General features: G+C 43.0%; 23 protein-coding genes. 21 read left to right on the top strand and 2 right to left on the bottom strand.

Features of this window, described 5'->3' with window-relative positions; all coding sequences use genetic code 11:
• Positions 1 to 52 precede the first annotated feature (52 nt).
• The 10 genes from M3636_RS06425 to M3636_RS06470 all read left to right on the top strand — a co-directional run bounded on the left by M3636_RS06425 (position 53) and on the right by M3636_RS06470 (position 9,177).
• Complete coding sequence (locus M3636_RS06425) at positions 53 to 1,060, top strand: hypothetical protein (RefSeq protein ID WP_251381608.1); 1,008 nt, start codon at positions 53 to 55, stop codon at positions 1,058 to 1,060.
• Positions 1,060 to 1,881: an ABC transporter ATP-binding protein gene (locus tag M3636_RS06430; RefSeq protein ID WP_251381610.1), complete on the top strand. Its 822-nt coding sequence runs from the start codon at positions 1,060 to 1,062 to the stop codon at positions 1,879 to 1,881. The genes M3636_RS06425 and M3636_RS06430 overlap by 1 nt, the downstream gene beginning before the upstream one ends.
• Entirely contained in the window at positions 1,878 to 2,660 is a 783-nt protein-coding gene (locus M3636_RS06435; protein ID WP_251381611.1) for an ABC transporter ATP-binding protein, read from the top strand. The genes M3636_RS06430 and M3636_RS06435 overlap by 4 nt, the downstream gene beginning before the upstream one ends.
• Before the next feature lie 72 nt (positions 2,661 to 2,732).
• Positions 2,733 to 3,281 (top strand): carboxymuconolactone decarboxylase family protein, encoded by a 549-nt coding sequence (locus tag M3636_RS06440; RefSeq protein WP_128101858.1) that lies wholly within the window; start codon positions 2,733 to 2,735, stop codon positions 3,279 to 3,281.
• 259 nt (positions 3,282 to 3,540) lie between these two features.
• A complete protein-coding gene (locus M3636_RS06445; protein ID WP_128101859.1) occupies positions 3,541 to 4,251 on the top strand; it encodes a FadR/GntR family transcriptional regulator in 711 nt (236 codons plus the stop codon).
• 297 nt (positions 4,252 to 4,548) lie between these two features.
• Positions 4,549 to 5,895 (top strand): MFS transporter, encoded by a 1,347-nt coding sequence (locus M3636_RS06450; protein WP_251381613.1) that lies wholly within the window; start codon positions 4,549 to 4,551, stop codon positions 5,893 to 5,895.
• A 129-nt stretch (positions 5,896 to 6,024) separates the two neighbouring features.
• The gene (locus M3636_RS06455) at positions 6,025 to 6,858 is read left to right on the top strand and encodes a transketolase (RefSeq protein WP_251381615.1); all 834 of its coding nucleotides are present in this window, start codon (positions 6,025 to 6,027) and stop codon (positions 6,856 to 6,858) included.
• A complete protein-coding gene (locus M3636_RS06460; RefSeq protein WP_251381616.1) occupies positions 6,855 to 7,805 on the top strand; it encodes a transketolase family protein in 951 nt (316 codons plus the stop codon). The genes M3636_RS06455 and M3636_RS06460 overlap by 4 nt, the downstream gene beginning before the upstream one ends.
• Positions 7,806 to 7,879: 74 nt before the next feature.
• Positions 7,880 to 8,638 (top strand): SDR family NAD(P)-dependent oxidoreductase, encoded by a 759-nt coding sequence (locus tag M3636_RS06465; RefSeq protein WP_128101860.1) that lies wholly within the window; start codon positions 7,880 to 7,882, stop codon positions 8,636 to 8,638.
• 101 nt (positions 8,639 to 8,739) lie between these two features.
• Entirely contained in the window at positions 8,740 to 9,177 is a 438-nt protein-coding gene (locus M3636_RS06470; protein ID WP_251381618.1) for a DUF3237 family protein, read from the top strand.
• 12 nt (positions 9,178 to 9,189) lie between these two features.
• Here M3636_RS06470 and M3636_RS06475 read toward each other — a convergent pair whose 3' ends face one another.
• Positions 9,190 to 9,861, bottom strand: coding sequence for a Crp/Fnr family transcriptional regulator (locus tag M3636_RS06475; protein WP_251381620.1), 672 nt, complete (start codon positions 9,859 to 9,861; stop codon positions 9,190 to 9,192).
• A 141-nt stretch (positions 9,862 to 10,002) separates the two neighbouring features.
• Between M3636_RS06475 and M3636_RS06480 the strand changes: the two genes are divergently transcribed.
• The 10 genes from M3636_RS06480 (at position 10,003) to M3636_RS29710 (ending at position 20,659) form a co-directional block, all read left to right on the top strand.
• Complete coding sequence (locus M3636_RS06480; protein WP_251381623.1) at positions 10,003 to 11,181, top strand: adenosylhomocysteinase; 1,179 nt, start codon at positions 10,003 to 10,005, stop codon at positions 11,179 to 11,181.
• 206 nt (positions 11,182 to 11,387) lie between these two features.
• A complete protein-coding gene (locus tag M3636_RS06485; protein WP_251381625.1) occupies positions 11,388 to 12,326 on the top strand; it encodes a glycoside hydrolase family 43 protein in 939 nt (312 codons plus the stop codon).
• 271 nt (positions 12,327 to 12,597) lie between these two features.
• Positions 12,598 to 12,996: a GNAT family N-acetyltransferase gene (locus M3636_RS06490; RefSeq protein WP_251381627.1), complete on the top strand. Its 399-nt coding sequence runs from the start codon at positions 12,598 to 12,600 to the stop codon at positions 12,994 to 12,996.
• Positions 12,997 to 13,105: 109 nt separating this feature from the next.
• Positions 13,106 to 13,624: an RNA polymerase sigma factor gene (locus M3636_RS06495; protein ID WP_251381629.1), complete on the top strand. Its 519-nt coding sequence runs from the start codon at positions 13,106 to 13,108 to the stop codon at positions 13,622 to 13,624.
• Positions 13,608 to 15,218 (top strand): DUF4179 domain-containing protein, encoded by a 1,611-nt coding sequence (locus M3636_RS06500; protein ID WP_251381631.1) that lies wholly within the window; start codon positions 13,608 to 13,610, stop codon positions 15,216 to 15,218. The genes M3636_RS06495 and M3636_RS06500 overlap by 17 nt, the downstream gene beginning before the upstream one ends.
• 192 nt (positions 15,219 to 15,410) lie before the next feature.
• Positions 15,411 to 15,989, top strand: coding sequence for a TetR/AcrR family transcriptional regulator (locus M3636_RS06505; RefSeq protein ID WP_145407535.1), 579 nt, complete (start codon positions 15,411 to 15,413; stop codon positions 15,987 to 15,989).
• Between the two features lie 197 nt (positions 15,990 to 16,186).
• The gene (locus M3636_RS06510) at positions 16,187 to 16,891 is read left to right on the top strand and encodes an SDR family oxidoreductase (protein WP_251381633.1); all 705 of its coding nucleotides are present in this window, start codon (positions 16,187 to 16,189) and stop codon (positions 16,889 to 16,891) included.
• Between the two features lie 451 nt (positions 16,892 to 17,342).
• Entirely contained in the window at positions 17,343 to 18,098 is a 756-nt protein-coding gene (locus M3636_RS06515; protein WP_251381634.1) for a carboxymuconolactone decarboxylase family protein, read from the top strand.
• A 22-nt stretch (positions 18,099 to 18,120) separates the two neighbouring features.
• The gene (locus M3636_RS06520; protein ID WP_251381636.1) at positions 18,121 to 18,519 is read left to right on the top strand and encodes a cupin domain-containing protein; all 399 of its coding nucleotides are present in this window, start codon (positions 18,121 to 18,123) and stop codon (positions 18,517 to 18,519) included.
• A 151-nt stretch (positions 18,520 to 18,670) separates the two neighbouring features.
• Positions 18,671 to 20,659: a glycoside hydrolase family 2 protein gene (locus tag M3636_RS29710; protein ID WP_251381637.1), complete on the top strand. Its 1,989-nt coding sequence runs from the start codon at positions 18,671 to 18,673 to the stop codon at positions 20,657 to 20,659.
• 139 nt (positions 20,660 to 20,798) lie between these two features.
• Here M3636_RS29710 and M3636_RS06530 read toward each other — a convergent pair whose 3' ends face one another.
• Positions 20,799 to 21,344 carry a TetR/AcrR family transcriptional regulator gene (locus M3636_RS06530; protein ID WP_145407540.1) on the bottom strand — a complete coding sequence of 182 codons (546 nt, stop codon included), beginning with the start codon at positions 21,342 to 21,344 and terminating at the stop codon, positions 20,799 to 20,801.
• A gap of 321 nt (positions 21,345 to 21,665) precedes the next feature.
• On the opposite strand from M3636_RS06530, the gene M3636_RS06535 reads away from it, so the two are divergent.
• Entirely contained in the window at positions 21,666 to 23,249 is a 1,584-nt protein-coding gene (locus M3636_RS06535; RefSeq protein WP_128101873.1) for a histidine-type phosphatase, read from the top strand.
• The last annotated feature ends 123 nt before the right edge of the window (positions 23,250 to 23,372 follow it).

Genomic DNA, 23,372 nt, shown 5'->3' on the forward strand with positions numbered 1-23,372 from the left:
GCAACAGGGCAACAACTCATGTCATGTCACAGCAGGAAGGAGGATGGAGCGAATGTACTTCGTATCACGAGATAGCATCAAGCAAAGTGGGATAGCTGACCCCTTAGTTGCACAACGTCTGATTGAACGAACCTTTAGTCAAAAGGCACAGGGGACAGCAGTAGGTGCACAGGAGGTAGCGATGGCTGCTGGAGCTAGAGAAGCGGGAGCATTCTATTCCTTACCTGCGTATCTTGCTGAGGAAGGCGTGGCTGGACTGAAATGGACTTCCCATGTGCCACACTCCGATCCTTCCATACCGTATACACATCCGGTCGTTGTGCTCAATGAATTAGCAACAGGCAGACCATGTGCACTCTTGGAAGGCGAGTTAATCAGCGGGCTCCGTACAGGTGCAGTATCTGCGACTGCGATCAAAGCGTTAGCAGGATCTAAGGCATCATCATTGTTCCTCTGCGGATCTGGATTTCAGGCGAGTCACCAGCTTCGCAGTATTGTGCCATTCATGCCTGAACTGAAAGAAGTTCATGTGTGGAGTCGTACGATGCAGCATGCAGAGCAGTTGCTTGAAAATCACGCAGATCTTCTTAGAGAACGGGGTATTCAGAGCCGTGTCCATGTATCTCTTCCAGAACGACTTGATTGTGCTGAGGTTGTGGTCGGGGCGACATCCGCTTCAACTCCTTACTTACATGCAGATCATTTCGTTCCCGGCCATCTGTATCTTCATATCGGCATGCGTGATATTGATGCAGAAGCTATTGAATCATTTGATCATATTGTATGTGATGATTATGAAGCTGGCGTTCCATCTAGCAGTCAGTCGCTATTCGGTCTTGCGCGCAAGACACCGGAAATTGGTGGTAAGGTAACCCTGTTAGAAAAGCTTCTGGCTGAGCCTGATCAGGCAATCCAGCACCATCCTGAGCGTAAATTAATGTTTAATGCGTTCGGTCTGTCCATATTTGATCTTGTGCTTGCTCATGAAGCCTTACAGCGGCTTCTGAAACAGCCGGATTCGAATGTGGTGCAATTCGACCTTAGCAAGGAGAGAAGCTAATGACAGATACATCACTCCTGCGCATCAATGAATTAGGCGTTCGCTTCACCAAGCGTGACCAACATACGGACGTGCTTCATCATATATCCTTGGATATCCGTGAAGGTGAGATCTTGTGCCTGGTTGGTGAGTCGGGAAGCGGCAAAAGCGTTGCCGCTAAATCGATTATGCAATTGCTGCCGCGACCTGCTGCAGAATATACCCATGGGCAGATCTGGTTCGCCGGTCAGGATTTGCTGACATTAAATGAGAAACAGATGGAGCGTATTCGTGGCAAACGGATCGCTATGGTCTTCCAAGATGCACTGAGTGCATTAAACCCGGTTTACACGATTGGAACACAAATGGTGGATGTGATTCGTCTGCATGCGCCAAAAAGAATCAGCAAAAAAGCCGCGCTTGAAGAAGCAAAATCCTGGTTAACCCAAGTGGAGATCCGCAATGTGGATGACGTTGTGAAGCAGTATCCATTCCAATTGTCTGGCGGAATGAGGCAGCGTGTCATGATTGCGATGGCCTTGTCTTCACGACCTGAGCTGCTGCTTGCGGATGAACCCACAACAGCATTGGATGTGACCGTTCAAGCTCAGATTTTGCGGTTAATCCTGAAGCTGAAAGAGCAATATGGCATGACGGTGCTGTTCATTACGCATGATCTTGGTGTGGTTCACGAGATTGCTGACCGTGTGATCGTGATGAGACATGGCAATCTGGTTGAAGAAGGTACGAAGGAAGCGATATTCGGGCGACCGGAACATCCTTACACTAAGCAGCTGTTAAACAGCATGCCCCGAATTTATTTTGAGGGGGTGGATATATGAGCAAACATCTGTTGGAGGCTGAAGGACTTCATAAGGTGTATCGGACGAGGAATGGTACCGACTTTGCCGCGGTTCGAGATGTTTCGTTTTATCTAGGGCAAGGGGAGACATTAGGCATTGTCGGAGAATCGGGGAGTGGCAAAACGACGGTTGCCAAAATGGTCGCTGGCATGATTCCACTTACATCAGGCTCGATCGTCTTGGGCGATAAAGCCTTAAGTGGCACGAAGCGTATTCGCTCCGACAAGCGCAGCATCCAATATGTATTTCAAGATCCGGTCTCGTCCCTCAATCCAAGATGGAAGATCAGAGATATCGTGGCTGAACCGTTGAAGCTGTACTTTCAGATGAACGCCAAAGCGATTGATAAACGGGTCGATGAGTTGTTGGATGATGTTGGTTTACCCCGAGAGTTTAAATCGCGATATCCAGGAGAGCTGTCCGGTGGACAATGTCAGCGTGTGGGAATCGCCAGAGCACTTGCGGCAGAACCTGCCGTTATTGTCTGTGACGAACCAACCTCTGCACTTGATATGACTATTCAGGCACAGATTCTGGAATTGCTGAAGAAGCTTCAACAGCAGAAGGGTGTATCTTATCTATTTATCGCGCATGGCCTTGAGGTAATCTACAGCATTTCGCATCGTGTGATGGTCATGAAAGCCGGCGAAGTTGTGGAGGCGGGGGAGACCAAGCAAATTTTCCACGATCCGCAGCATGAGTACACCCGGTCGTTGATTGATGCTATTCCGAGAATTAATATTCCACAATTTCAATAAGCTGTCCAAACATGATGGTTACTTATTACTTAAAGACGTCACATTAACTTTACTTAAGAGGAGGAATTTTACATGAGCAGTGTAGTACCCGCATTACAATACGAAGACATGTCTCAAGAAGCCAAGAACTTTGTGGATGAGCGAATCAAGAATGGCAATCGAGTAACGAATATGGTTAAAACGTTGTTGTATTCTATGCCGTCTTTTGATGCGATGGAATTTTATCCGGTACGTAATGAGTTGCAAAAAATCATTGGCAGTCGCGCGATTTATTTTTACTGTTATGCGATCTCGACTGAAAATGAGTGTCTGGTCTGCTCCACCTATCATGCCAAGCTTCTCCGTGATCTGAACATCAGCTTCAATGAATTCGAATTCACTGAAATCGAAAAAGTATTGATTGATTATGGGCGTGGATTGGTTAACAATCCAAACACCATCGATGAGTCCATTTATGATAAATTAAGAAGCGAATTCACCTCAGAAGAGATTGTGCTGATTACAACTGTTGGATGCAAGATGATTGCCTCGAACATCTTCAATGAAGCGATGAAGGTTGATTTGGACGAATATCTGTTCGAAGTTGAGTTTGACAAAAATATATTGCCTGCGAAATCTTAATGGTTATGCATTGAGAAGTGGGATTTGAAGAAAACATGATCGCGCTATGGCGGTCATGTTTTTTTATTGATTTTAAGACTGAGTTGTTGTCTTAATGGCCTCCGTTGTAAAAGTACTGGAAAAGGTTGTCCAATCGATGTACTTTTGTTGAATTCTAATGATTTGTTAATTATCATGTTGTCTAACAAGGTTCTAATTTATATAATGTTTATTGATATATCGTTTTGGTAATTAGATGTAATGAAACTAATCGAGGGAAGTGATTTCAATACAATTTAATCGCGTATCCAGCAATAAACTGTATATTCAAATTTACGATCAGATTCTCTCTGAAATACAATCAGGTACGTTCCAGATTGGGGACAAACTGCCAACAGAACGAGAACTATGTGCGCAATTCGGGGTAAGCCGGGCTCCGATCAGACAGGCACTGAGCGCTCTGGAAATGAAAGGGTACATCTATTCTAGACAGGGTGAAGGCGTTTATGTCAAAAGCACGATGGCTCAGGATGAGGCAGTGACGGACGATTCTTTCATCAATTCTGTATCGCCGGAGGATATCGTTGAAGCACGAATGAGTATTGAACCACTAATCGCCAGTATGGCAGCACAACGGGCTACCGCAGACGAGATTCAGCTTCTCCGTGAAACCATTAAACAGATGGAATCAGAGACAGCAGGTGGACATTATGTACCGGAAACGGATGAACGCTTGCATATGGAGATTGCCAGAGCTTCACATAATGACTTATTCATTCAGTTCATGACGGTAATAACCCAAGCGATGAAGCAGCAGGAAATGTGGAGATTTATCCGTGATCGCACGGTAACCCGCCCTGACTACCGTGATACGAACTTTAGCGAGCATAAAGAAATCATAGATGCGATTGAGAATAAGCAGGAAGATACGGCAGCCAATCTCATGACACAGCATATGCAAAATCTCTTTAATCGTTATTGGAAAGATTAATTATAATCCCTATGCATCGCAATTAGCATAGGGATTATTTGTTGTTTTTAATCCATCCAAAATTGAAAAAATAACTTATTGACAATTAAAAAGTTAATTGATATATTCAGATCAGCAAAACTTAGGATACAAGTTAACAAGATTACAAATCAACAGGAGGTGCATATCATCACAAGTATTTGGAAACGCTTCATTTCAGTGAATGATTTTGAAAATGCAGCACATCATTTTTTTATAACTGAAATTGTAAGCGTTTAATATAACAACGGATTGAATTATTTCATGGGAGGATTTCATATGGATCTGCAGCAATTGGAGAAATCAACAGTCCGCAAAGTCACATTACGTTTGATCCCATTTTTGTTTTTGTGTTTTGCCATTTCAATACTGGATCGCGTAAATATCGGATTTGCGGCATTACGAATGAATGAAGACCTCGGATTCTCCGAGGCCGTGTATGGGTTTGGGGCAGGGATTTTCTTCTTAGGTTACTTCCTGCTTGAGGTACCCGGCAGTGCAATGATGTCCAAGATTGGTGCAAGACGGTGGATTAGCCGCATCATGGTTTCCTGGGGAATCATTGCGATCATTATGGCATTTATCCAAACCCCAATCCAGTTCTACATCGTTCGCTTCTTACTCGGTGTGGCTGAAGCTAGTTTCTACCCTTGCATGGTGCATTATCTAAGTGGATTCTACCAATCCAAGCATCACGCCAAAGCGATTGCTGGATTTATGATTGCAATTCCAGCAGCTAATGCTATTGGGTCACCGTTATCCACGTTCCTGTTACAAATTGATTGGCTCGGCTTGGCAGGTTGGCAATGGCTCTTTATTTTGGAAGCGATTCCAGCAGTACTTCTTGGCATTATCTGTTACTTCTACTTAACGGATCGGATCGAAGATGCCAAGTGGTTAACGGGCGCAGAGAAGACTTGGCTACTGGATGTAACTCGCAAAGAGGCACTGGAGAAACAAAAAGTTAAAAAGCCTACTTTCCTTGAAGTTTTGCGAGATAAGGATGTACTTATTTTGGCACTGGGATACTTCTTCTGGATGTTTGGTTATTACGGAATCAATATGTTCCTGCCAACCATATCAAGAGGTTTGACTGAATCGACAGGTTGGTCCTTACAGAGTATTGGCTGGTTGCTTGGATTCATGTATCTCTGTGCAATGATTGTGATGTATCTTGTCGGCAAAAGTTCAGATAAACATAACGAACGTAAATTCCATGTGGCTAGTTGTTTGACGGTTAGTGCGATTGCTATGATTGCAAGTGTATATGTTGCAGATTTCAGTTTGATGGGAGCGTTTGCACTCCTAACGATTAGTTTGTGTGGGGCGTTTGGAGCTTACTCTCCATTCTGGGCGATCCCGCCATCATTCCTGACGGGAGCAGCAGCAGGTGGTGCGATTGCATTGATTAATAGTATTGGTAATCTTGGTGGATTCTTCGGCCCGTATTTTGTAGGATTTATCAATGACATGACAGGCAGCCATAATCTCGGGTTGACAGTTCTTGGAATCAGCATGATAATAAGTGCGACTATCATCGTGTTCCTTGTCAAACAATCCGGTAAAAGTTATAAAGTAAGTCCGGGTAGACCATTGGATCATCCCAATTCAAGTAAAACAGGGTAACCGCAGGTGAAACGAGTATGAGAATCTGAGCAAAGTGCTCGTTTTTTTTACAACAACTTAGGATACAAGTTAACAAGTTTACAAGATGACAAAAGAAAATAACTACCAAATTCATATGAGGTGAGCATAATGACCAAGTCCAGCGTTGAAGAACTCAAGCAAAAGGCAATCGAATTGAGACAAACAGCGATCACGATGATCTATGAAGCACAGTCCGGTCATCCAGGTGGTTCACTATCTGCAGCAGATATCGTTACAGCTTTGTATTTCAAGGAAATGAACATTGACCCAGCTAATCCGAAATGGGAAGACCGCGATCGCTTCGTATTATCCAAAGGACATGTATGCCCGATTCAGTACGCTGCACTGCTTCACCGGGGATTTGTTCCAATGGAGAAGGTACACACGCTAAGACAGTACGGTTCTCCATTTCAAGGACATCCTGATATGAAAAAATGTCCGGGAATCGACATCTCAACAGGTTCACTCGGTCAAGGGCTCTCTTGTGCCGTAGGCATGGCGATTGCAGGTAAAAGGGACGACAAGTCATACCGAGTATTCGCGATGTTGGGGGATGGTGAATGTCAGGAAGGTCAGATCTGGGAAGCTGCTCAAACGGCAAACAAATATCAACTCGATAATCTAATTGTGTTTGTGGATGATAACAACCTGCAAATTGACGGTACCTGTGATGAGATCATGCCAAACTTGGATTTGGAGCTGAAATTTAAAGCTTTTGGCTTCGATACCCGAAGAATAGACGGTCATGACATGCAACAGATCGTAGATACATTGGATGAAATCCGTAATATTCAACACGGGAAGCCAATCTGCATCGTATGCAATACCGTTAAGGGCAGAGGGGTTTCATTTATGGAGGATGTATGTAACTGGCACGGGGTTGCTCCGAAGGAAGCGGAATATCTACAGGCTTTGGAAGAAATTGCGGGAGGTCTGAAATGATGAGCACATATAACGTAACGGAGAAAAAAATTGCGACGCGCGAAGGTTTTGGACACGAAATTGTAGAGCTTGGCAAGAAGAATAAGGACATTTATGTCGTTGATATTGATATCGGTAAATCATGTAAAACAACAGAGTTTGCGAATCAGCTTCCGAACCAGCATATCAACGTGGGTATTGCCGAACAGAACGCAGCAGGGCTTGCCGCAGGACTTGCAACAACGGGAAAAATACCTTTTATCAGCACCTATGCTGTTTTTGGTTCGCTTCGCATGCTCGAACAGATTCGTCAGGAAGTTTGCTATCCTCACTTAAATGTAAAAATTGCTTGCTCCCATGGTGGACTTACCCCGGCTAATGACGGCGGAAGCCATCAGGCCATTGAAGATATGGGTGTACTGCGCACAGTTCCCAATATGACGGTTATTATGGCTGCTGACTATCATTCCACGCGCAAGCTTGTTGCTAAGGCTGCTGAACATTATGGCCCAGTATATCTTCGGTTCACCCGTGATACAGTTCCGGTCATATATGGAGAAGATGAGGAGTTCGAGATCGGCAAAGCCAAAAAGCTGAAGTACGGCAAAGATATTGCCATCATCGCCAATGGGGACACTTTACACCTTGCCTTAAAAGCATCGGAATTGTTGGAGAACGAGGGTATATCCGTTAAATTACTTGATTTCCATACGATTAAACCTCTTGACCGTGAGGCTGTTGTGGATTGCTTAAGTACAGGCCGGATCATCACTGTAGAGGATCATAACATTCTGAATGGTCTTGGTAGTGCAGTGAGTGAAGTTGTAGCCGAGGAAGGCGGAGCTATCGTCCGCAGAATTGGTGTTCAAGACAAATTCGGAGAATCTGCTCCCTACGAAAAATTGCTAGAAATGAACGGAATTACGATAGATAACATCGTAGCGACTGCACATTCCCTATTAAAATAACTGCTTAATCCATAAGCATTGAGAAAGAATTTTGCTTAATGATCGCAATCAACCCATCTGAAGGAGTGTATAACATGTTTGAATTAAACAACAGAGTAGCCATTGTCACAGGAAGTGGATCTAAACGAGGAATTGGACGAACGATTGCACTAACATTAGCCAAGCAGGGGGCAAAGCTCGTTATTGCTGATATCAACCAAGAAGGAATTCAAGAAACCGTTGATGCTATTCGTGCAGAAGGCGGGGAAGCCATCGGGGTTGAGCTTAACGTTACCAGTCAAGAATCAAACCAGGCCATGGTGGAGAAGGTACTGCAAGCGTACGGAAGAATCGATATTTTGGTGAATAATGCAGGCATATCCCAGAAGGCAACTGTAGCAGAAATGACATTAGAAGATGTAACTCGTGTATTCAACGTAAACATGTTCGGACTCTTTCTCTGCACTCAAGCCGTGCTTGAACCAATGAAGAAACAAAATTATGGTCGAATCATTAGCCTATCGTCTGTATCTGCTAAACGGGGCGGCGGTGTCTTTGGTGGAGCGCACTATTCTGCATCGAAGGCAGCTGTTCTTGGTTTCTCCAAAAACCTCGCACGAGAAGTTGCGACAGATGGTATTACGGTTAACTGTATCGCACCAGGCCTAGTGAACACGGACATCTGGAAATCTCTAGATCAGCAAACTGCGGATGGCGTAATTGCAGGCATTCCTATGGGACGCCCGGGTGAAACGGAAGAGATTGCTTCAGCCATTGCTTTCTTAGCTTCTAGTGAAGCTTCCTACATTACTGGCGAGGAAATTGATATCAACGGCGGATCTCATATGGATTAATAGCCAATCACTATAGAGTGTAAGAAGCCGCTACTAGATAGCGGCTCTTTCCTTTATTTTGCCGCAGAGGGTATGATAGGATGCAGTAGAGGGGTGAAACTATGGAATTAGAAGAAGTGTTTACGGTTCATGTGAAGATCTTAGAAACGGTCGAATTACGCAATACCGAGGATGATTCTGTTGTTATGATTACGTTCACAGGAGATGTAACGGGCAAATATTTTGAAGGCATCGTGCTTAATGGTGGCGTGGATACACAGGTCATTGGGAAGGGCGGAGATCGACACAGTCTGTCGGCAAGATACATGCTCCAAGGTGAGGATTTTACTGGACAAAGCTGTGAGATTTATATCGAGAATAACGGAAATATCAATAAAAAGTTGAAATCTTCATTGTTTCGCACTTCGCCTACAATCATTACGAACAGTACAGCACTATCCTTTCTGAATAGCGATATTCTCGTTGGTGAGGGGAAAGCGACCGACACTGGATTGGATATTATCATCTACAGAGTGTCTACCTCGGAAGAAGAATGTTGATCGGGGAACCTTTTAAAAATCAGTCGAATATCGCTGTAATTGTTTCATATCCATAATCTGGATTGTTTTGTTCTGTCGTAGGATAATTTTCTCCTCCACTAGTTCACTGAGCAATCTTCTAATATGGCGGTCGGAGATGCCCATCATGCTGGACATATCTTTCATCACAAAAGGAATCGTTGCGGATTCGAATTTCTCTGAGGTTTGTACAATCGTTTTGCACAGTTTATTTTTGGCTGGATACAGCAGTGATCGTGCATTCTTTACTGAAGATTTCATCAATTTCTCCGTGAGTATCGAACACATGCGCATGAGAAAAGGGACGGATGTTGTTAGATGAGAGTGTACCACTTCTAGTGGAATGAGTAATATGGTTGTTGGTACAACAGCCACAGCCGTGTGAAGGTAATTGCAATGATTGAAAAATTCCATATCACCTAATACTCCGTTTTGCTCTACATAATCCACAACAGCTACATTCCCCTGCTCGGAATAGTTATGAATTGCCACTCTGCCTTCAATAATAATATAGAAAAATGCTAGCTCATCCCCCGAGACGACAACCGTCTCGTTTTTTGCGTATGTTCTCACTTGCAAATTAGCTATAGCTTCATCTGTAATGATCTGGTGTAGATTTGCTTTCATAACGGCGGCCGAGATATCCGGGTTAACCTTAGTGGGCATACAGTTAAGTCTCCTTTTGCACAACGATTTAAAAAAAGAGCCCCCAAAAAAGCGGACTTTTGTCCTTATTGCTTGACCTTGTATCATATTATACTTACCTCGAATTACAACACAACATGTAATTAACGAGGGGGGCCGTTATTGAATAGTATTATTGATGATCCAAGTTTGGCTAGCGCTGGGGCATCTCGGATGCATTGGTTTAGAGAGAGGATGCCGATTGTGGCGGAGCTTAATGATTGGTTCCAAGAGGAGCAGGTGCTCCAAGGTAAAACCATTGCAATCAGTATGCATATAGAGCCCAAAACGGGATTCTGGATCGAGGGACTTCTAGCTGGTGGAGCCGCACACATTTACTTGGTCGGATGTCTAGGTACAACGAAAAAGGATACTGCAGCATATTTGGCCTCACTTCCTAATGTGACGGTTCTAGCCAAGGAAGCGGATCAATATGACGATCACAAACGTTATCTTAAGATGGTGATGGCTAACCAGATTGATCTCTTCTTGGATAATGGGGCAAGCTTGATTCTTGCTCACCATGAATTACAGCCGGGATGGAACCCGATTGGTGCCAATGAAGAGACGCGCACAGGCAAGCTGTTAATCGAGAAAAAGGGTGTCCAACCTGAATACCCTGTCATTGTAATTGATGATTCACCCTTGAAGCAGGTTTTTGAAAATGCGCTTGGGGTTGGACAGTCTGTTGTGGATGGCTTCATGCGAACAACAAGTCTTCTCGTAGGTGGCAAAAAGGTTCTCGTGGTTGGGTATGGTTATTGTGGAAGCGGTGTAGCGAAGAAGTTCCGTGGTTTGGGGGCTACGACACTCGTGTATGACGTTAACCCGATTCAATTGTTGAATGCCAAAACAGACGGGCATCTGGTCGGCGAATTGCACGAATTGATCCCTGAAGCTGATGTAATCGTCACGGTAACGGGAACCTTTAATGTCATTACGGAGCAGCATATTCCTTTGTTCAAAGAAAAGGTTATTCTTGCTAACTCGGGGCATTACGGATTCGAAATCAATGTTGAAGAATTGAAGAAAGCTTCGCAGTCTGTTGAAGTCGTCAAAGAAGGTATTGAACGAATCACGTATGCTGATAAAAGCATCTATCTCCTGCACCAGGCTAACCCGCTGAACTTGGCAGGGGCTGATGGTAACCCAATTGAAATTATGGATATGGGCTTTGGGCTGATCTCGCATGCAGCATATCGTATCCTGACAGATGTTGAATCCCTACAGCCTGGATTACAACCCGTTCCCAAAGATATCAATCATACGATTAGTAAGAGGTTCGTAAACCTGCTTCAATAAAGGTGTTGTGATAATCATTCGCTCTAAACAAGCTGATAATGGATTAAAACTATTTATTTAACCCGTACTAATCATTTAAGATGTATATAGTCCTTACCATAGGTTGTTCCAAAGCACGCTTTATACGCTGAAGGTTGCAACTGACAGGACGCTTAAGCTTAACGGGATTAAGTACCTCTATTAGATATTAGAAGGAGTGTTACATTGTGACAGTACAACATGTACCTTATACGGGTTATCTTCTAGTTCATTTTATTGGGGAAAGTGCGGATGGTGAACAGGTCTACTTCTCCTACAGTGAGGATGGGCTGCATTGGCAAGATTTGAATCAAGGTTTACCGGTTTTGCGATCAGCGATTGGGGAAAAAGGAGTTCGGGACCCATTTGTCATTCGTTCTCCTAAGGATAACCGCTTTTATCTGATTGCTACCGATCTCCGGATTGCAAGCGGTAAAGGCTGGGATGCAGCAGTAAATGAAGGAAGCAAAGACATTATTGTATGGGAATCTGAGGATTTAGTGCATTGGTCATCACCTCGGGCAGTTACCGTTGGCGTATCCGATGCGGGCTGTGTATGGGCACCAGAAGCCATCTATGATGAGGCGACAGATGAATTTCTAGTATTTTGGGCTTCAGCAACGAGAGGGTCTTCTGATACTTCTGAAACAGAACGTAAACAGAAAATTTATAGTTCACGAACCAAGGACTTCCGTAGCTTTACTCCTGCGGAGTTATATATTGAGCGAGAGAACCACATTATTGATACAACCATTATCGCGCATAATGGGAGCTACTACCGCTATACCAAAGATGAAACGACAAAAAATATTCGGGTAGAGAAAGGTACTTCTTTGGATAAGGATGCTTTCATTCCGCTATCTGCTCCTATTTTGGAAGCGATTCCTGGCGTAGAAGGGCCTCAGATCTATAAGATGAATGACCGCAATGAATGGTGTTTGATCGTGGATCAATTCGCAAAGGGTGACGGATACCTACCTCTATTAACTTCTGATTTGGACAGTGGAGAATTCCGGGTGGTGGATAAGGATGCTTATGACCTAGGGAAGACGCATAAACGCCATGGTGGAGTGATCCCGATTACTGCCGTGGAGGTTACTCGTTTGTTAGAGGCTTTTGGAGCATAATTTTGTTAAGACGACTGGGAGTGTCTGAAAACTCCGAAGGACGCAAATTTTGCCGATTTTTCGTTCCAAGCCAGGAAGTTTTCCGCACGCGTGCCGGGGCACGTCAAGGGAAAGTGACGCAGCAGGGGGCGAAAAGGGGTAAAAGATGCACTTCAGCGAGTTTTCAGATACGACCTAATATTGGACTAGTTCATTTCATGCAAATTGGATCTTCACACGATACCACTTTTCTAATATGTTCGATGTATATTAAAAATGTGGGGTGCATCCAATGGAGATTGTGTATAAAATGAATGCAGATCTTAAGACTGAAGATGTCCAAAATGTATTTAGAAGCTCAGGAATTAAACGTCCTGTAGATGATCGGGATCGAATTCAACGAATGATTGAGAACGCATCGCTTACAGTCTCTGCTTGGCATGATGACCAATTAATTGGACTTGCGAGAGCGATTACGGATTTTGCGTATTGTTGTTATCTATCAGATCTCGCGGTGAGTAAGGAGTATCAGAGAAACGGCATTGGAAGACAGCTTATCGAACGTGTACGCAGCCATCTAGGTGAAGAGGTAGCATTACTGTTGCTCTCTGCACCAACGGCGATGGAATATTATCCACGACTTGGTTTTGAACAAACAGGGAAGGCATTTTTAATACCAAGAAGCATTTGATCATCTCAAAGTCGCTAATTTAGCGGCTTTTTTTCTTGTGATTTCCACAAAATGAACGATTACATAGCCTTATTAGTCTTATTACTGACAACCACAAAGGGGGTGCAGAATGACTGACCGACAAATTTTTGAGCTGTATCGAGAGGATGTATATTATTTTTGCTACTATATGATGAAAAATAAGGCAGACGCGGAGGATCTATGCCAAGAAGTATTTGTGAAAGTGATCATGGCTGACAGAACGAAGGTAAGGAACATGAAGTCTTGGATATTAAGAATTGCTTCGAATGAGTGCAACAGTGTCATTAGAAGGCGCAAAACAGGCTGGATGAAAGAAGTGCGCCACTATTTGTTATCCAAATCTCAGGATGATAATCCTGTAGAAAAACGTCTAACCCACCGGGAAACAAAAGAAGAACTAGAAGGGTTCTATAGCGAGCTTCCAGACAAAATCAGAATGGTCATTGTGCTGCGGTTCATCAACGAGCTGACCATACCGGAGATTTCTAAAGTGATGAATATCCCTGAAGGAACGGCAAAGTCGAGATTAAACAAAGGGCTAAAACTTCTTAATAAAATGGTGGAACCCCAACTAAAGGAGATGAGAAGTAGTGAATCAGCATATTAAAAAAGATAAAAATACTCCTCAGCCAGATTATGATGTCATGTGGTCAGCCATAGAAAAGGAAGTGCATCAGCGTAAAGCCAAAACGCAATCTTCACGAAGCGGGATGTTATATCGAATTAAGGCTATCCCCGTTGGGATCGCATTCTCTTGTTTCTTACTCGTTGCCATCCCTGTATTTGCCAGTGTCACGATTGATTGGGATCGGATTGGAGGTCAGAACATCGCGAATGCATTGCAAAATGGTATTGGGCAACAGTATAATCTGCAATCCTCCAATGCAGGGGTGACGATGAATTTAAATGGTGTGGTGACCGACGGAGAAAAGATGAAAATGCTAATCTCTCTAAGTACTGCAACAGATCTAACGCAATACACTGGGTTTGCTACAGAGACCAATACCTTGTTTGGGCCTGCTGGAACAGCAAAAGTGAAAGGTTATTTGGGCTATGATTCTGATAGCCAGAAGCTCCTGGGAGTCTATGAAACACCTGATACGCTGAAGGATGACGCCAAAAAGTATACCTTTGAAGCGCAAAATCTAATTTTGTACCGTGATATAGATATTCCTTTGGCATCCAAACATGAAACTGATGAGATGATCGTTACCGGAGTTGCACAGTATCCCACAATTCATATGCAATCGGTTCGACATGTTGGAGATCAAACGATTGTTCGTTACAAAGTGGCGGCATCACCGACAGATTCAGGACGTGGAAATCCTCATATCATAATGCATTATCAAGATGCAGAATGGAATGCCATTCCCACGGTTCTACCCAACGAAGGGTCAGACTTGTTAATTGAACAGGTATTCAACATGTCCGAGACTGAATGGAAGAATGCGAATCTTCATTTGAATTATATTGAAGAGGCGAAGAAAATCGAGGGTACATGGACGTTTGATTTTAAAGCAGATGGAAAAAAAGCGAGTGAAGCCATGTATTCTAAATCATTGATCACGAGTACGGAATTTCAAGAAAGAACAGGTGTTAGCATCGATCAACTAGCCATTACTCCATTAGATATTCAAGTTCGGATCAACAAGGAAGATTCGCTGACGAAAGGTATCGTTCACTACAATACAACAGAGTTACTCATTGCAGATCAGAAGATTACGGGTGGGCGATATTTGAAAGGAGACCAGGTTGAAGGCTATCAGCATTATTTTCAGTTTGAATCTCCGGTGTGGTATAAAGACTGGTCTGGTGTGCCTATGAAAATGATATTGCAAGATGCTGTAGTGGAGAAACGGGATACGACGAGGAACTGGGTTACACTTCATAGGCCAACAACAGAAAAGCAGCATACAAAACTTCAGGTGGATGGGTTAGAAATTCAGTTTGCGTATTACATGGACGGGCAAAGCTTGATGGTGGAGTCTTCTTCAACATCGCCTGATTTCAGGGGAGTTAACCAAACTACGATACGTATTAACGGTAAAGAAATTGTTCCCGAGATTACTCCCAAAGGTATGGAATCTACGGGAGTAAATATAGATACCTATCGTGATATACCAACGGATGCTACACTAGAATTAAATCCTGGTATATATAAATACACTGATCCAAGTCGAAATGTAGAAATAAAGTTATAGTTTGCACAGAGCGGACAAGTGAAGCAGCTTTAACGACTAGTTTAATTGTAGCCGGAGTGCCAATGTTGTTATAAACGTTGGCACTCTTGGTGATACATACAGATTGCAGAAACATAGTATAAGCATATCAAAGTCGGTTAATTTTACTGATCGTTCCCATTGTGTTATATTATGTTGGGGAGGGAAGCAGCAATGGCTAGAAGTAAAGAATTCGAAGTTAACGAAGTATTAGATAAAGCGATGGATATCTTCTGGAAGCAAGGATACGAGAAAACTTCTATGAGTGACTTGGTTGAACATATGGGAATTCATCGTAGAAGTATTTACGATACATTTGAAGATAAGCATTCACTCTTTCTACGAGCTATGGATCGCTATGCTGATAAGGTCAATGCAGCACTACTTGCGGAAGTCAAAGCGTCCAAGACTGCAGTGGAAGCATTGCATAGTATTTTTGATTATATGATCGCTGAAACGGAAGCCATGCCTACAGGTTGTTTAATCGTAAATGCGGCAGTAGAGCTGGCATCGCATGATAACGAAGTGGATAACAGATCACTTGAGTCCTTTAATTCGGTAGAGCAGATGTTTCAACGGATTATTGAATGGGGACAGCAAGAGGGAGAATTTTCTTCTAAGTTAGACCCTAAGGAAACAGCAGAGTATCTTCACAACATCTCCGTTGGCATAAGAGCTATGGCAAGAACCTCAACAGACAAAGAAAAATTAAACCGCATAGTCAATGTGTCAATTAATCTTTTTCTAGATTGATGCATTGATTATTGGTGCAGTCCATAACGTATTAACGAAATCGCGATGTAAATGAAGAGGAGTGAAAATAATACTTTACTGATCGTTCTACAATTGATATACTACATTCAAGTTAGATCACATCTAACTGTTTTTTTTATCATAATTAGAACGATCGTTCTCAATTAAAAAACATAACAATAAGGGAGTAATGCCAGATGGATATGACTAAACAAGTTGCTGTAGTAAGTGGTGCGAATCGGGGGTTAGGCAAGGAATTAGCACTTGAACTTCTTGCTAGAGGAGCCAAAGTGTACGCTGGAGCAAGAAATCCTGAATCCATTCATTTACCGGGAGCAATTCCACTGCAACTTGATATCACCGATCCAGAATCCGTGAAGGCTGCGGCTGAAATCGCAGTGGATGCAACGTTGCTTGTTAACAATGCTGGTTCTTCTACAGGAGCTTCTTTGCTTACAGGTGAGCTTCACGATATTCATTTGGAATTTAACACGCATGTATTCGGAACGCTATCGATGATTCGCGCTTTTGCACCGGTAATTGAAAACAATGGGGGAGGTTCAATCCTAAATATCTTGTCTGCCTTGTCTTGGATCAATACGGGTAATTCAGGTGCATATTCGACTGCAAAATCTGCGCAATGGGGATTAACGAACGCGTTACGATTAGAGTTAGCTGCCAAAAACGTAAGGGTTGCGGGATTACACGTCGCGTACATGGACACGGACATGACAGCAGGTATTGAAGCGCCGAAATCCAATCCAACCGATATTGCCAAGATTGCAATTGACGGAATACAATCTGGGCTTTATGAGATTATCGCTGATGAGGTAAGTCGAAATGTGCAGCAAGGTCTGGCGGGTGGTGTTTCTGCCCTCTATCCACAGTTGATTCAACAATAACAGGAGTTCATTTTTCTCCTGCTCGTAACTTATAAATGAAGTGAAAATCCATAGAAATCTGAACTAGAGAACAAGCCGTATTATAAGGCTTGTTCTTTTTAGTTGCATGTCGTTTCGAACCACCATTCCATAGTTCTCAATATAGTTCCAATACGATTAGGCAATGATATGAGAAGAATAGGTTAACGTTTTATTTTCGAAGCAATGTAGAATGAATTACATTCCAGTGTGTTGGATAAGTGGTCAGTGTGAAAATATATATTTCAATCTATACCTTTCAGAGAAAACGCTGAAATAATAAGCAAATTCTAAATGATTGTTGAGTAATCCACACATCACGATGAAATGATTATTGTACCTTGCTTATTTAAGTCTATAATTATAGACCATAGTTGTTTAATCAATTAATGTTCATTTTATGGAGCAAACTGAAACAGGAGGTTTACTGAATATGAGCCGAATCGGCGTGAGTCAAGAAATGGTTAAAAAGTTGTTTGGTGATGGAATTCCTGCGGCCTATGCTACTGATCCTGATTTTCAAGACATACTCAGCCGCTTTATTTTTGGTGAAATATTTGATGAAGGGGAGATTGATAATAAGCTGCGTGAGCTTCTTACTTTGGTTGTACTTACAACGAATCAAACCTTCCCTCAACTCAGGGGACATGCTCATGCTGCGCTCAACGTAGGACTGACTCCTATAGAGATCAAAGAGGCGGTATACCAATGTGCACCATACTTGGGATTCCCCAAAACCTTAAATGCGATATCAGAAATTAATGCCGTTTTCCAGGAAAGAAATATTGAGCTACCTCTTGAAAGTCAAAAACGTGTTCAGGAAGAAGAGCGTCTGGACAAAGGACTGCGTGTGCAAAAAGAAATTTTTGGTGATGTTATTGAGAAAAATCGGGAAAATGCACCCGCTAATCAGAAGCATATACAGGATTATCTTTCTGCATTTTGTTTCGGTGACTTCTATACCCGTGGAGGCCTTGATCTGAAAACCCGAGAACTACTTACCCTTTGTATATTAAGCGCACTTGGTGGTGCTGACAGCCAAGTCAAAGCACATGTTCAAGGTAATTTAAATGTTGGCAATGATAAAGAAACGATGATCACCGCGATTACTCATTGTTTGCCTTACATGGGTTTCCCTAGAACACTCAATGCGTTGAACTGTGTTAACGAAATCATACCAGAGAAATAATAAATGAAAGCAGGGATTTACGATGAAAAATGAACACTTAAGCAACGGAGCCATTTTTCCCCGTGGCCAAAAAGTAGAGCAGAATTTTGTCGGTGACGCATTTTTGCAAATGGTGTTTACAGACCCCATTCCGCTGAATACAGCTATAGGAAATGTAACATTTGCTCCAGGAGCCCGTAACAACTGGCACGCACATCACGAAGGACAAGTGTTGATTGTAACGGATGGAGAGGGCTGGTATCAGGAAGAAGGTAAGGAAGCACAATTACTCAAAGCTGGCGACGTTATTAACATTCCAGCTAACGTTAAACATTGGCATGGTGCTACAAGTGATAGCTGGTTTGTGCACCTGGCACTAACACCAGGTCAGACCGATTGGTTAGAGCCAGTATCCGATGAGGCGTATAAAAATTTGAAATAGATTAAGCTGTTATGGTCACAACATAAACTATCGAAAAATCGTAATGTTTTTCACTCACAATATTGTCCATGACATTCAGAGGATATTGAATGGTCATCCATCGATGACTCTTATATCATGAACTAAACAACATGGTAGGGAGAGGGATCAAGTGAGCGCGAGAACAATAGTTCCATTAGAAGAGTCATGGTTGTTTCAGGCAGATCACAGGAATGAAGGGCTGTCACTAAAATGGTATGAACACGGCCTCACTTCAGGCGAGAGCGTTAAGATTCCCCATACATGGAATGTGCAGCAGGGCTTAGAGGAGTTTCGTGGCACGGGCTGGTATAGCTATAACTTGTTTGTGCCCGCAGATTGGGAAGGTAAACTGCTTCGTCTCCAGTTTGATGCTGTTTATCGTGATGCAGTAGTGTGGGTAAACGGAAAACGAGCAGGAGAGCATGCACATTCGGGATATACTACCTTTATTGTCGAGATCTCCGATTTAATGAATTGTGATGCAGACAATCGTATTGTCGTCTCTGTCAACAATGAGAACAGTCAGACAGCACTGCCACTAGGAAACAGCTTCGATTGGGCAGACGATGGCGGCATTATTCGGGGTGTATCACTGATCGTTAGTGGGCGAGTGGCGATTGACTATTCCAAGCTCCAGGCGGTTCCTTTCTTTGAAGATGATCTGTCTGGAACGACTGCTACATATGGTTTGTTATCTGGTGAAATTCGGTTGTGGGAGCTCGGCTCTGAGGCAGATATCAAGACTTTGCAGTTGAAAGTAACCCTATCCAATGAAGAAGGAGCCGTAGCATCACAGGAATGGAAGCTAGCTGAAACGGAGGGAGCTTTACGCTTTCGTGATTTCAGGGTAGACCAGCTGAAGCTGTGGCACTTTGACCATCCTCACTTATATACGGTTCATCTTGCCATATACGTGGATGGCGTTCTCTCGGATGAGGTATCCACAACAGTAGGCTTTAGAGAAATTCGCTCTGATGATAGGACATTATTGCTTAACCGCGAGCCTGTGCGACTCTTCGGTGTTGAGTGGATGCCTGGGTCGAATCCGGAGCATGGGATGGCCGAGACATCTGAGCAGCTCGCTGAGATGCTTCACCATATTAAACATGCGAACTGTGTCATCACCCGTTTTCACTGGCAACAAGATAGCAAGCTGCTGGACTGGTGTGATCAACATGGCTTACTCGTACAAGAGGAGATTCCGCACTGGCAGACACCAAATGAACCGGGAGATGAATGGTTGAACATTTCGTTGCAGCATGCGGAAGAGATGCTTCATCGTCATTACAATCATGCTTGCATTTACGCATGGGGACTTGGCAATGAGCTGAACGGTCAGTCTGAAATGACAAATCTATATTTTGAGAAGCTGAAGTCTCAAGTACATGAGCTTGATAACACGAGATTTATCAACTATGTATCGAATACTGTCCATGAAGATCCCGCTCAGGATACAACGGGTGCAGGAGATTTGATCATGTGGAATGATTATATCGGTACATGGCATGGTGATCTGAATCGCCCAGAAGTCATTAGAAGTATAACAAAAGGCATACCTAATAAACCTTTAGTTGTAGCTGAATATGGACTATGTGAACCTGCTTTTGAAGGTGGAGACGAGAGGCGTACACAGATTTTAGTGGAGAACACGATGGAATATCGTAAGCATCCAGAGATCGCCGCACTCATTTATTTCAGTCTGAACGATTATCGGACTCAAATGGGCGAGGAAGGTGAGGGTAGGCTTCGCCAACGTGTACATGGATCGATGAATCTTAACGGCATGCCTAAACCCTCTTACGAAGTATTGCGTCAATTCGCATCACCAGTCACTGTAAGCGTTAATTCAGAGCTGGGCAGTTTAGTCATAACCGTCGAGGTACGTAATGATATTCCCTGTCATCGGGTGTCTGGATATACGTTGGAGTTGAATGACGCGCACGGTGAACGGATTGTCAAAGTAATTCCTGAGTTAGCACCAGGTCAGAGGCATGTATTCTCCTTTACCGAAATTCCTCAGGAACGTTGGAGTGAGATCAGCCTAGAAATTATTAGACCTACTGGATTTTCTGTTATTCGTGGCTCATTAAACGATCTGAATAATAACTTTATTGGATAAGATTACTAATACAATGAGAGAAAGCCCCAGATATAATCCGTCACGAGGCGAGTTATTTCCGGGGCTTTCTTCATTTGTATTGTACGAAAAAAATCTATAGACCGTTGTAGGGGGAAGTGCCCTGCTTCCCGTAGCTCAATTACAGGCTTCGTTCCAATAACACGCCAACTTGCTTAGCCATGATCTCAGGTGGATACGGCATCCCGTTACTAATCCACCATTCAACGATTCCTACATAAGCTGTTCCGGCATATTGCAACATGACATCTTCATTAAGGTCTTTATTTTTCCCGCTATCTCTGTCAATTTCTCCGCTGAACCCTGCCATCACATACTCCAGTAGCCGAGCGCGGAAAGACGGAGCCCCTTTACTAGCTAACATAGTTGCAAAGAACAGATGATTCTTCTCGAAATATTCGAAAAACGGGACAAGGCCATTGTTCCAATCCAATTTGCAAGCCCATTCGTCCAATTCCCCCAATTCCTCCATGTGGGACTCAATCATTTTGTCTAATAGGTCATATTTGTCTTTGTAATGTAGATAAATTGTACCGCGATTCAGATCTGCCTGATCCGCAATGTCTTGAATGGTAATCTCATCAAAACTCTTTTGGTTCATTAATTCAACGACAGCTCTTCGCAGTGCTTCTTGCGTTTTTGCAATTCTTCGATCTAACTTTGCCATCGGGTACTCCACCAATCTTTCATTATATAAATAAAGGTGCATTTCCATCTGCATAATCCCAATATCAACAAAATCCAAGTCCTTGTAACCACGGTTTGTGTGGATTGCTCTTTATTATAATAATAAACATGAGTTGATTAAACAACTTATTTTGTTAACTTCTTACGGATTGTATCCCTTAATTGGAGACACACACGTTCGTTATTAATAATTTTACATAAGATTAACAAAGGAAAGATATAGAATAAATACTATTCACCTATAGTATGATGAGCAAAAAATACGACTACCATCTGTAGATGAAGGAGAAAATCAACGAAAATGAACATTAAAAAAATCGGAATTTCAGTAGTTTCGCTTACCATGCTAACCTCTATAGGTGTGTTTGACGTGTATGGCGCAGGTTCCAAGCGCACGATCGAAGTATCACAGCAACCCGTAAATGTAGTTGTGAATGGTCAGAAGATGGAGGGTGAGCCATTTGTCTACAATGGAATCACTTATGTGCCCGCACGTGTGATTGGGGAAGCGCTAGGTCAGGAGGTAGACTGGGACGATAGCACACAATCCGTATTCGTCGGACAGAAAATCAATGATAAACAAGGTTATCGCGGTACGAAAACACCGTATCCTTTTGAAAATACAACAAGTTATACCGCGGCGCCAGCCGGATATGAGCCGGTCTTTATTAATTTTGTAGGAAGACATGGTTCGAGACATCTTTCCAGTTCCAAGTATGATAAGACGCTGTATGAACTGCTTAGCATCGCTGAGAAGGATGGGCAGATCACGAATCTGGGCAAAGAACTCAAAAAAGAAATCGCCAAGCTTATGGATATCGAGAAGGATAACTATGGTTTACTGTCGATCTCTGGCGGGGAAGAATTGAAAGGCATCGGATCAAGACTCGGTCAAAATTTCAAAGATATATTCACAGATGATAAAAAGGTCATCGCACAAGCAACCTTCAAGGATCGAACTCCGCAGAGCAGAGATCAATTTATTGAAGGTCTGGAAGAGAGCCTAGGCAACAAGAAGGTAGATATTGTTTCTTCAGCTTTTGAAGAAGGAAGTGACCCATATCTGCGTCCATACGATCTGGCGACGAAGTACACTGAATATGCCGAAGATGGAGCATGGGTTGAGCTGTACGAAAATTATGCTACACAGGAAAAAGGAACAACGTATGCTAAGGAACTACTGTCACCCTTGTTCTCTGATCGTTTCTATCAGAGGTTAGATGCGGGAGAGTTCCAATTGAAGGACGAGAAAGGAAAAGTGAAGCTGAGCAATCCAACCGAAGCAGCTTCCAATCTATATGAATTGTATATTATCTCATCGAACCTGAAGGAAGAAGGAAACCTGGAATTCGGAAGGTACTTCACAACCAACCAATTGAAATGGTATGAAAGCTTGGATAGCATTCAAGACTTTTATGAGAAAGGACCGTCTCTAACTTCAACGGATCTACCGCAGGATATTGCTGCACCACTCGTGAAAGAGCTGCTTGCCTCTACTGAACAGTCCATTAAACAAAAGGATACGGCGGGAATTTTTCGTTTTGCACACGCTGAAACCATCATTCCTTTATCTTCATTCTTGGACATTAAAGGGGCGAATGTAAGTGTAGACAACCCGGAGAAAGTGGCAGAGAGCTGGAATGGGGCTGAGATTTCTCCGATGGGAGCCAATATTCAATGGATTCTCTATTCCAATGGCCAGGATTACATGGTGAAGATGCTGAGAAATGAAGAGGAAATTGCCTTCCCGATCGAAACGAAGACCTACCCGTATTATAAATGGGAAGATGTGAAGACTTATTATCAGACAAAGCTCCAGAAGGTTGGGGTAGACATGAACAGTAGCTTAGAAGATAATATTGAGCTTTTACAGAAGAAGTTCTAATTAGAAAAGATACACGTAGCATCCCCTTATAGTAGACAGGAAGAAGTGAGCATCTGATTTTTGGATGAGCTTGCTCTTGCCTACTCAAGGGGATGTTTTTTTGATTTCACCAGTTGAACCTCC

The sequence above is a fragment of the Paenibacillus sp. MER 99-2 genome (assembly GCF_023714095.1).
Lineage (GTDB): Bacteria > Bacillota > Bacilli > Paenibacillales > Paenibacillaceae > Paenibacillus.

Bases quoted from the DNA above. Each gene is read 5' to 3' on its own strand.
- M3636_RS06465 (WP_128101860.1), top strand. From the start codon at position 7,880: ATGTTTGAATTAAACAACAGAGTAGCCATTGTCACAGGAAGTGGATCT.
- M3636_RS06520 (WP_251381636.1), top strand. From the start codon at position 18,121: ATGAAAAATGAACACTTAAGCAACGGAGCCATTTTTCCCCGTGGCCAA.
- M3636_RS06530 (WP_145407540.1), bottom strand. From the start codon at position 21,344: ATGGCAAAGTTAGATCGAAGAATTGCAAAAACGCAAGAAGCACTGCGA.
- M3636_RS06450 (WP_251381613.1), top strand. From the start codon at position 4,549: ATGGATCTGCAGCAATTGGAGAAATCAACAGTCCGCAAAGTCACATTA.
- M3636_RS06490 (WP_251381627.1), top strand. From the start codon at position 12,598: ATGGAGATTGTGTATAAAATGAATGCAGATCTTAAGACTGAAGATGTC.
- M3636_RS06455 (WP_251381615.1), top strand. From the start codon at position 6,025: ATGACCAAGTCCAGCGTTGAAGAACTCAAGCAAAAGGCAATCGAATTG.
- M3636_RS06510 (WP_251381633.1), top strand. From the start codon at position 16,187: ATGGATATGACTAAACAAGTTGCTGTAGTAAGTGGTGCGAATCGGGGG.
- M3636_RS06440 (WP_128101858.1), top strand. From the start codon at position 2,733: ATGAGCAGTGTAGTACCCGCATTACAATACGAAGACATGTCTCAAGAA.
- M3636_RS06470 (WP_251381618.1), top strand. From the start codon at position 8,740: ATGGAATTAGAAGAAGTGTTTACGGTTCATGTGAAGATCTTAGAAACG.
- M3636_RS06515 (WP_251381634.1), top strand. From the start codon at position 17,343: ATGAGCCGAATCGGCGTGAGTCAAGAAATGGTTAAAAAGTTGTTTGGT.
- M3636_RS06435 (WP_251381611.1), top strand. From the start codon at position 1,878: ATGAGCAAACATCTGTTGGAGGCTGAAGGACTTCATAAGGTGTATCGG.
- M3636_RS06505 (WP_145407535.1), top strand. From the start codon at position 15,411: ATGGCTAGAAGTAAAGAATTCGAAGTTAACGAAGTATTAGATAAAGCG.
- M3636_RS06425 (WP_251381608.1), top strand. From the start codon at position 53: ATGTACTTCGTATCACGAGATAGCATCAAGCAAAGTGGGATAGCTGAC.
- M3636_RS06475 (WP_251381620.1), bottom strand. From the start codon at position 9,861: ATGCCCACTAAGGTTAACCCGGATATCTCGGCCGCCGTTATGAAAGCA.
- M3636_RS06460 (WP_251381616.1), top strand. From the start codon at position 6,855: ATGATGAGCACATATAACGTAACGGAGAAAAAAATTGCGACGCGCGAA.
- M3636_RS06535 (WP_128101873.1), top strand. From the start codon at position 21,666: ATGAACATTAAAAAAATCGGAATTTCAGTAGTTTCGCTTACCATGCTA.
- M3636_RS06495 (WP_251381629.1), top strand. From the start codon at position 13,106: ATGACTGACCGACAAATTTTTGAGCTGTATCGAGAGGATGTATATTAT.
- M3636_RS06430 (WP_251381610.1), top strand. From the start codon at position 1,060: ATGACAGATACATCACTCCTGCGCATCAATGAATTAGGCGTTCGCTTC.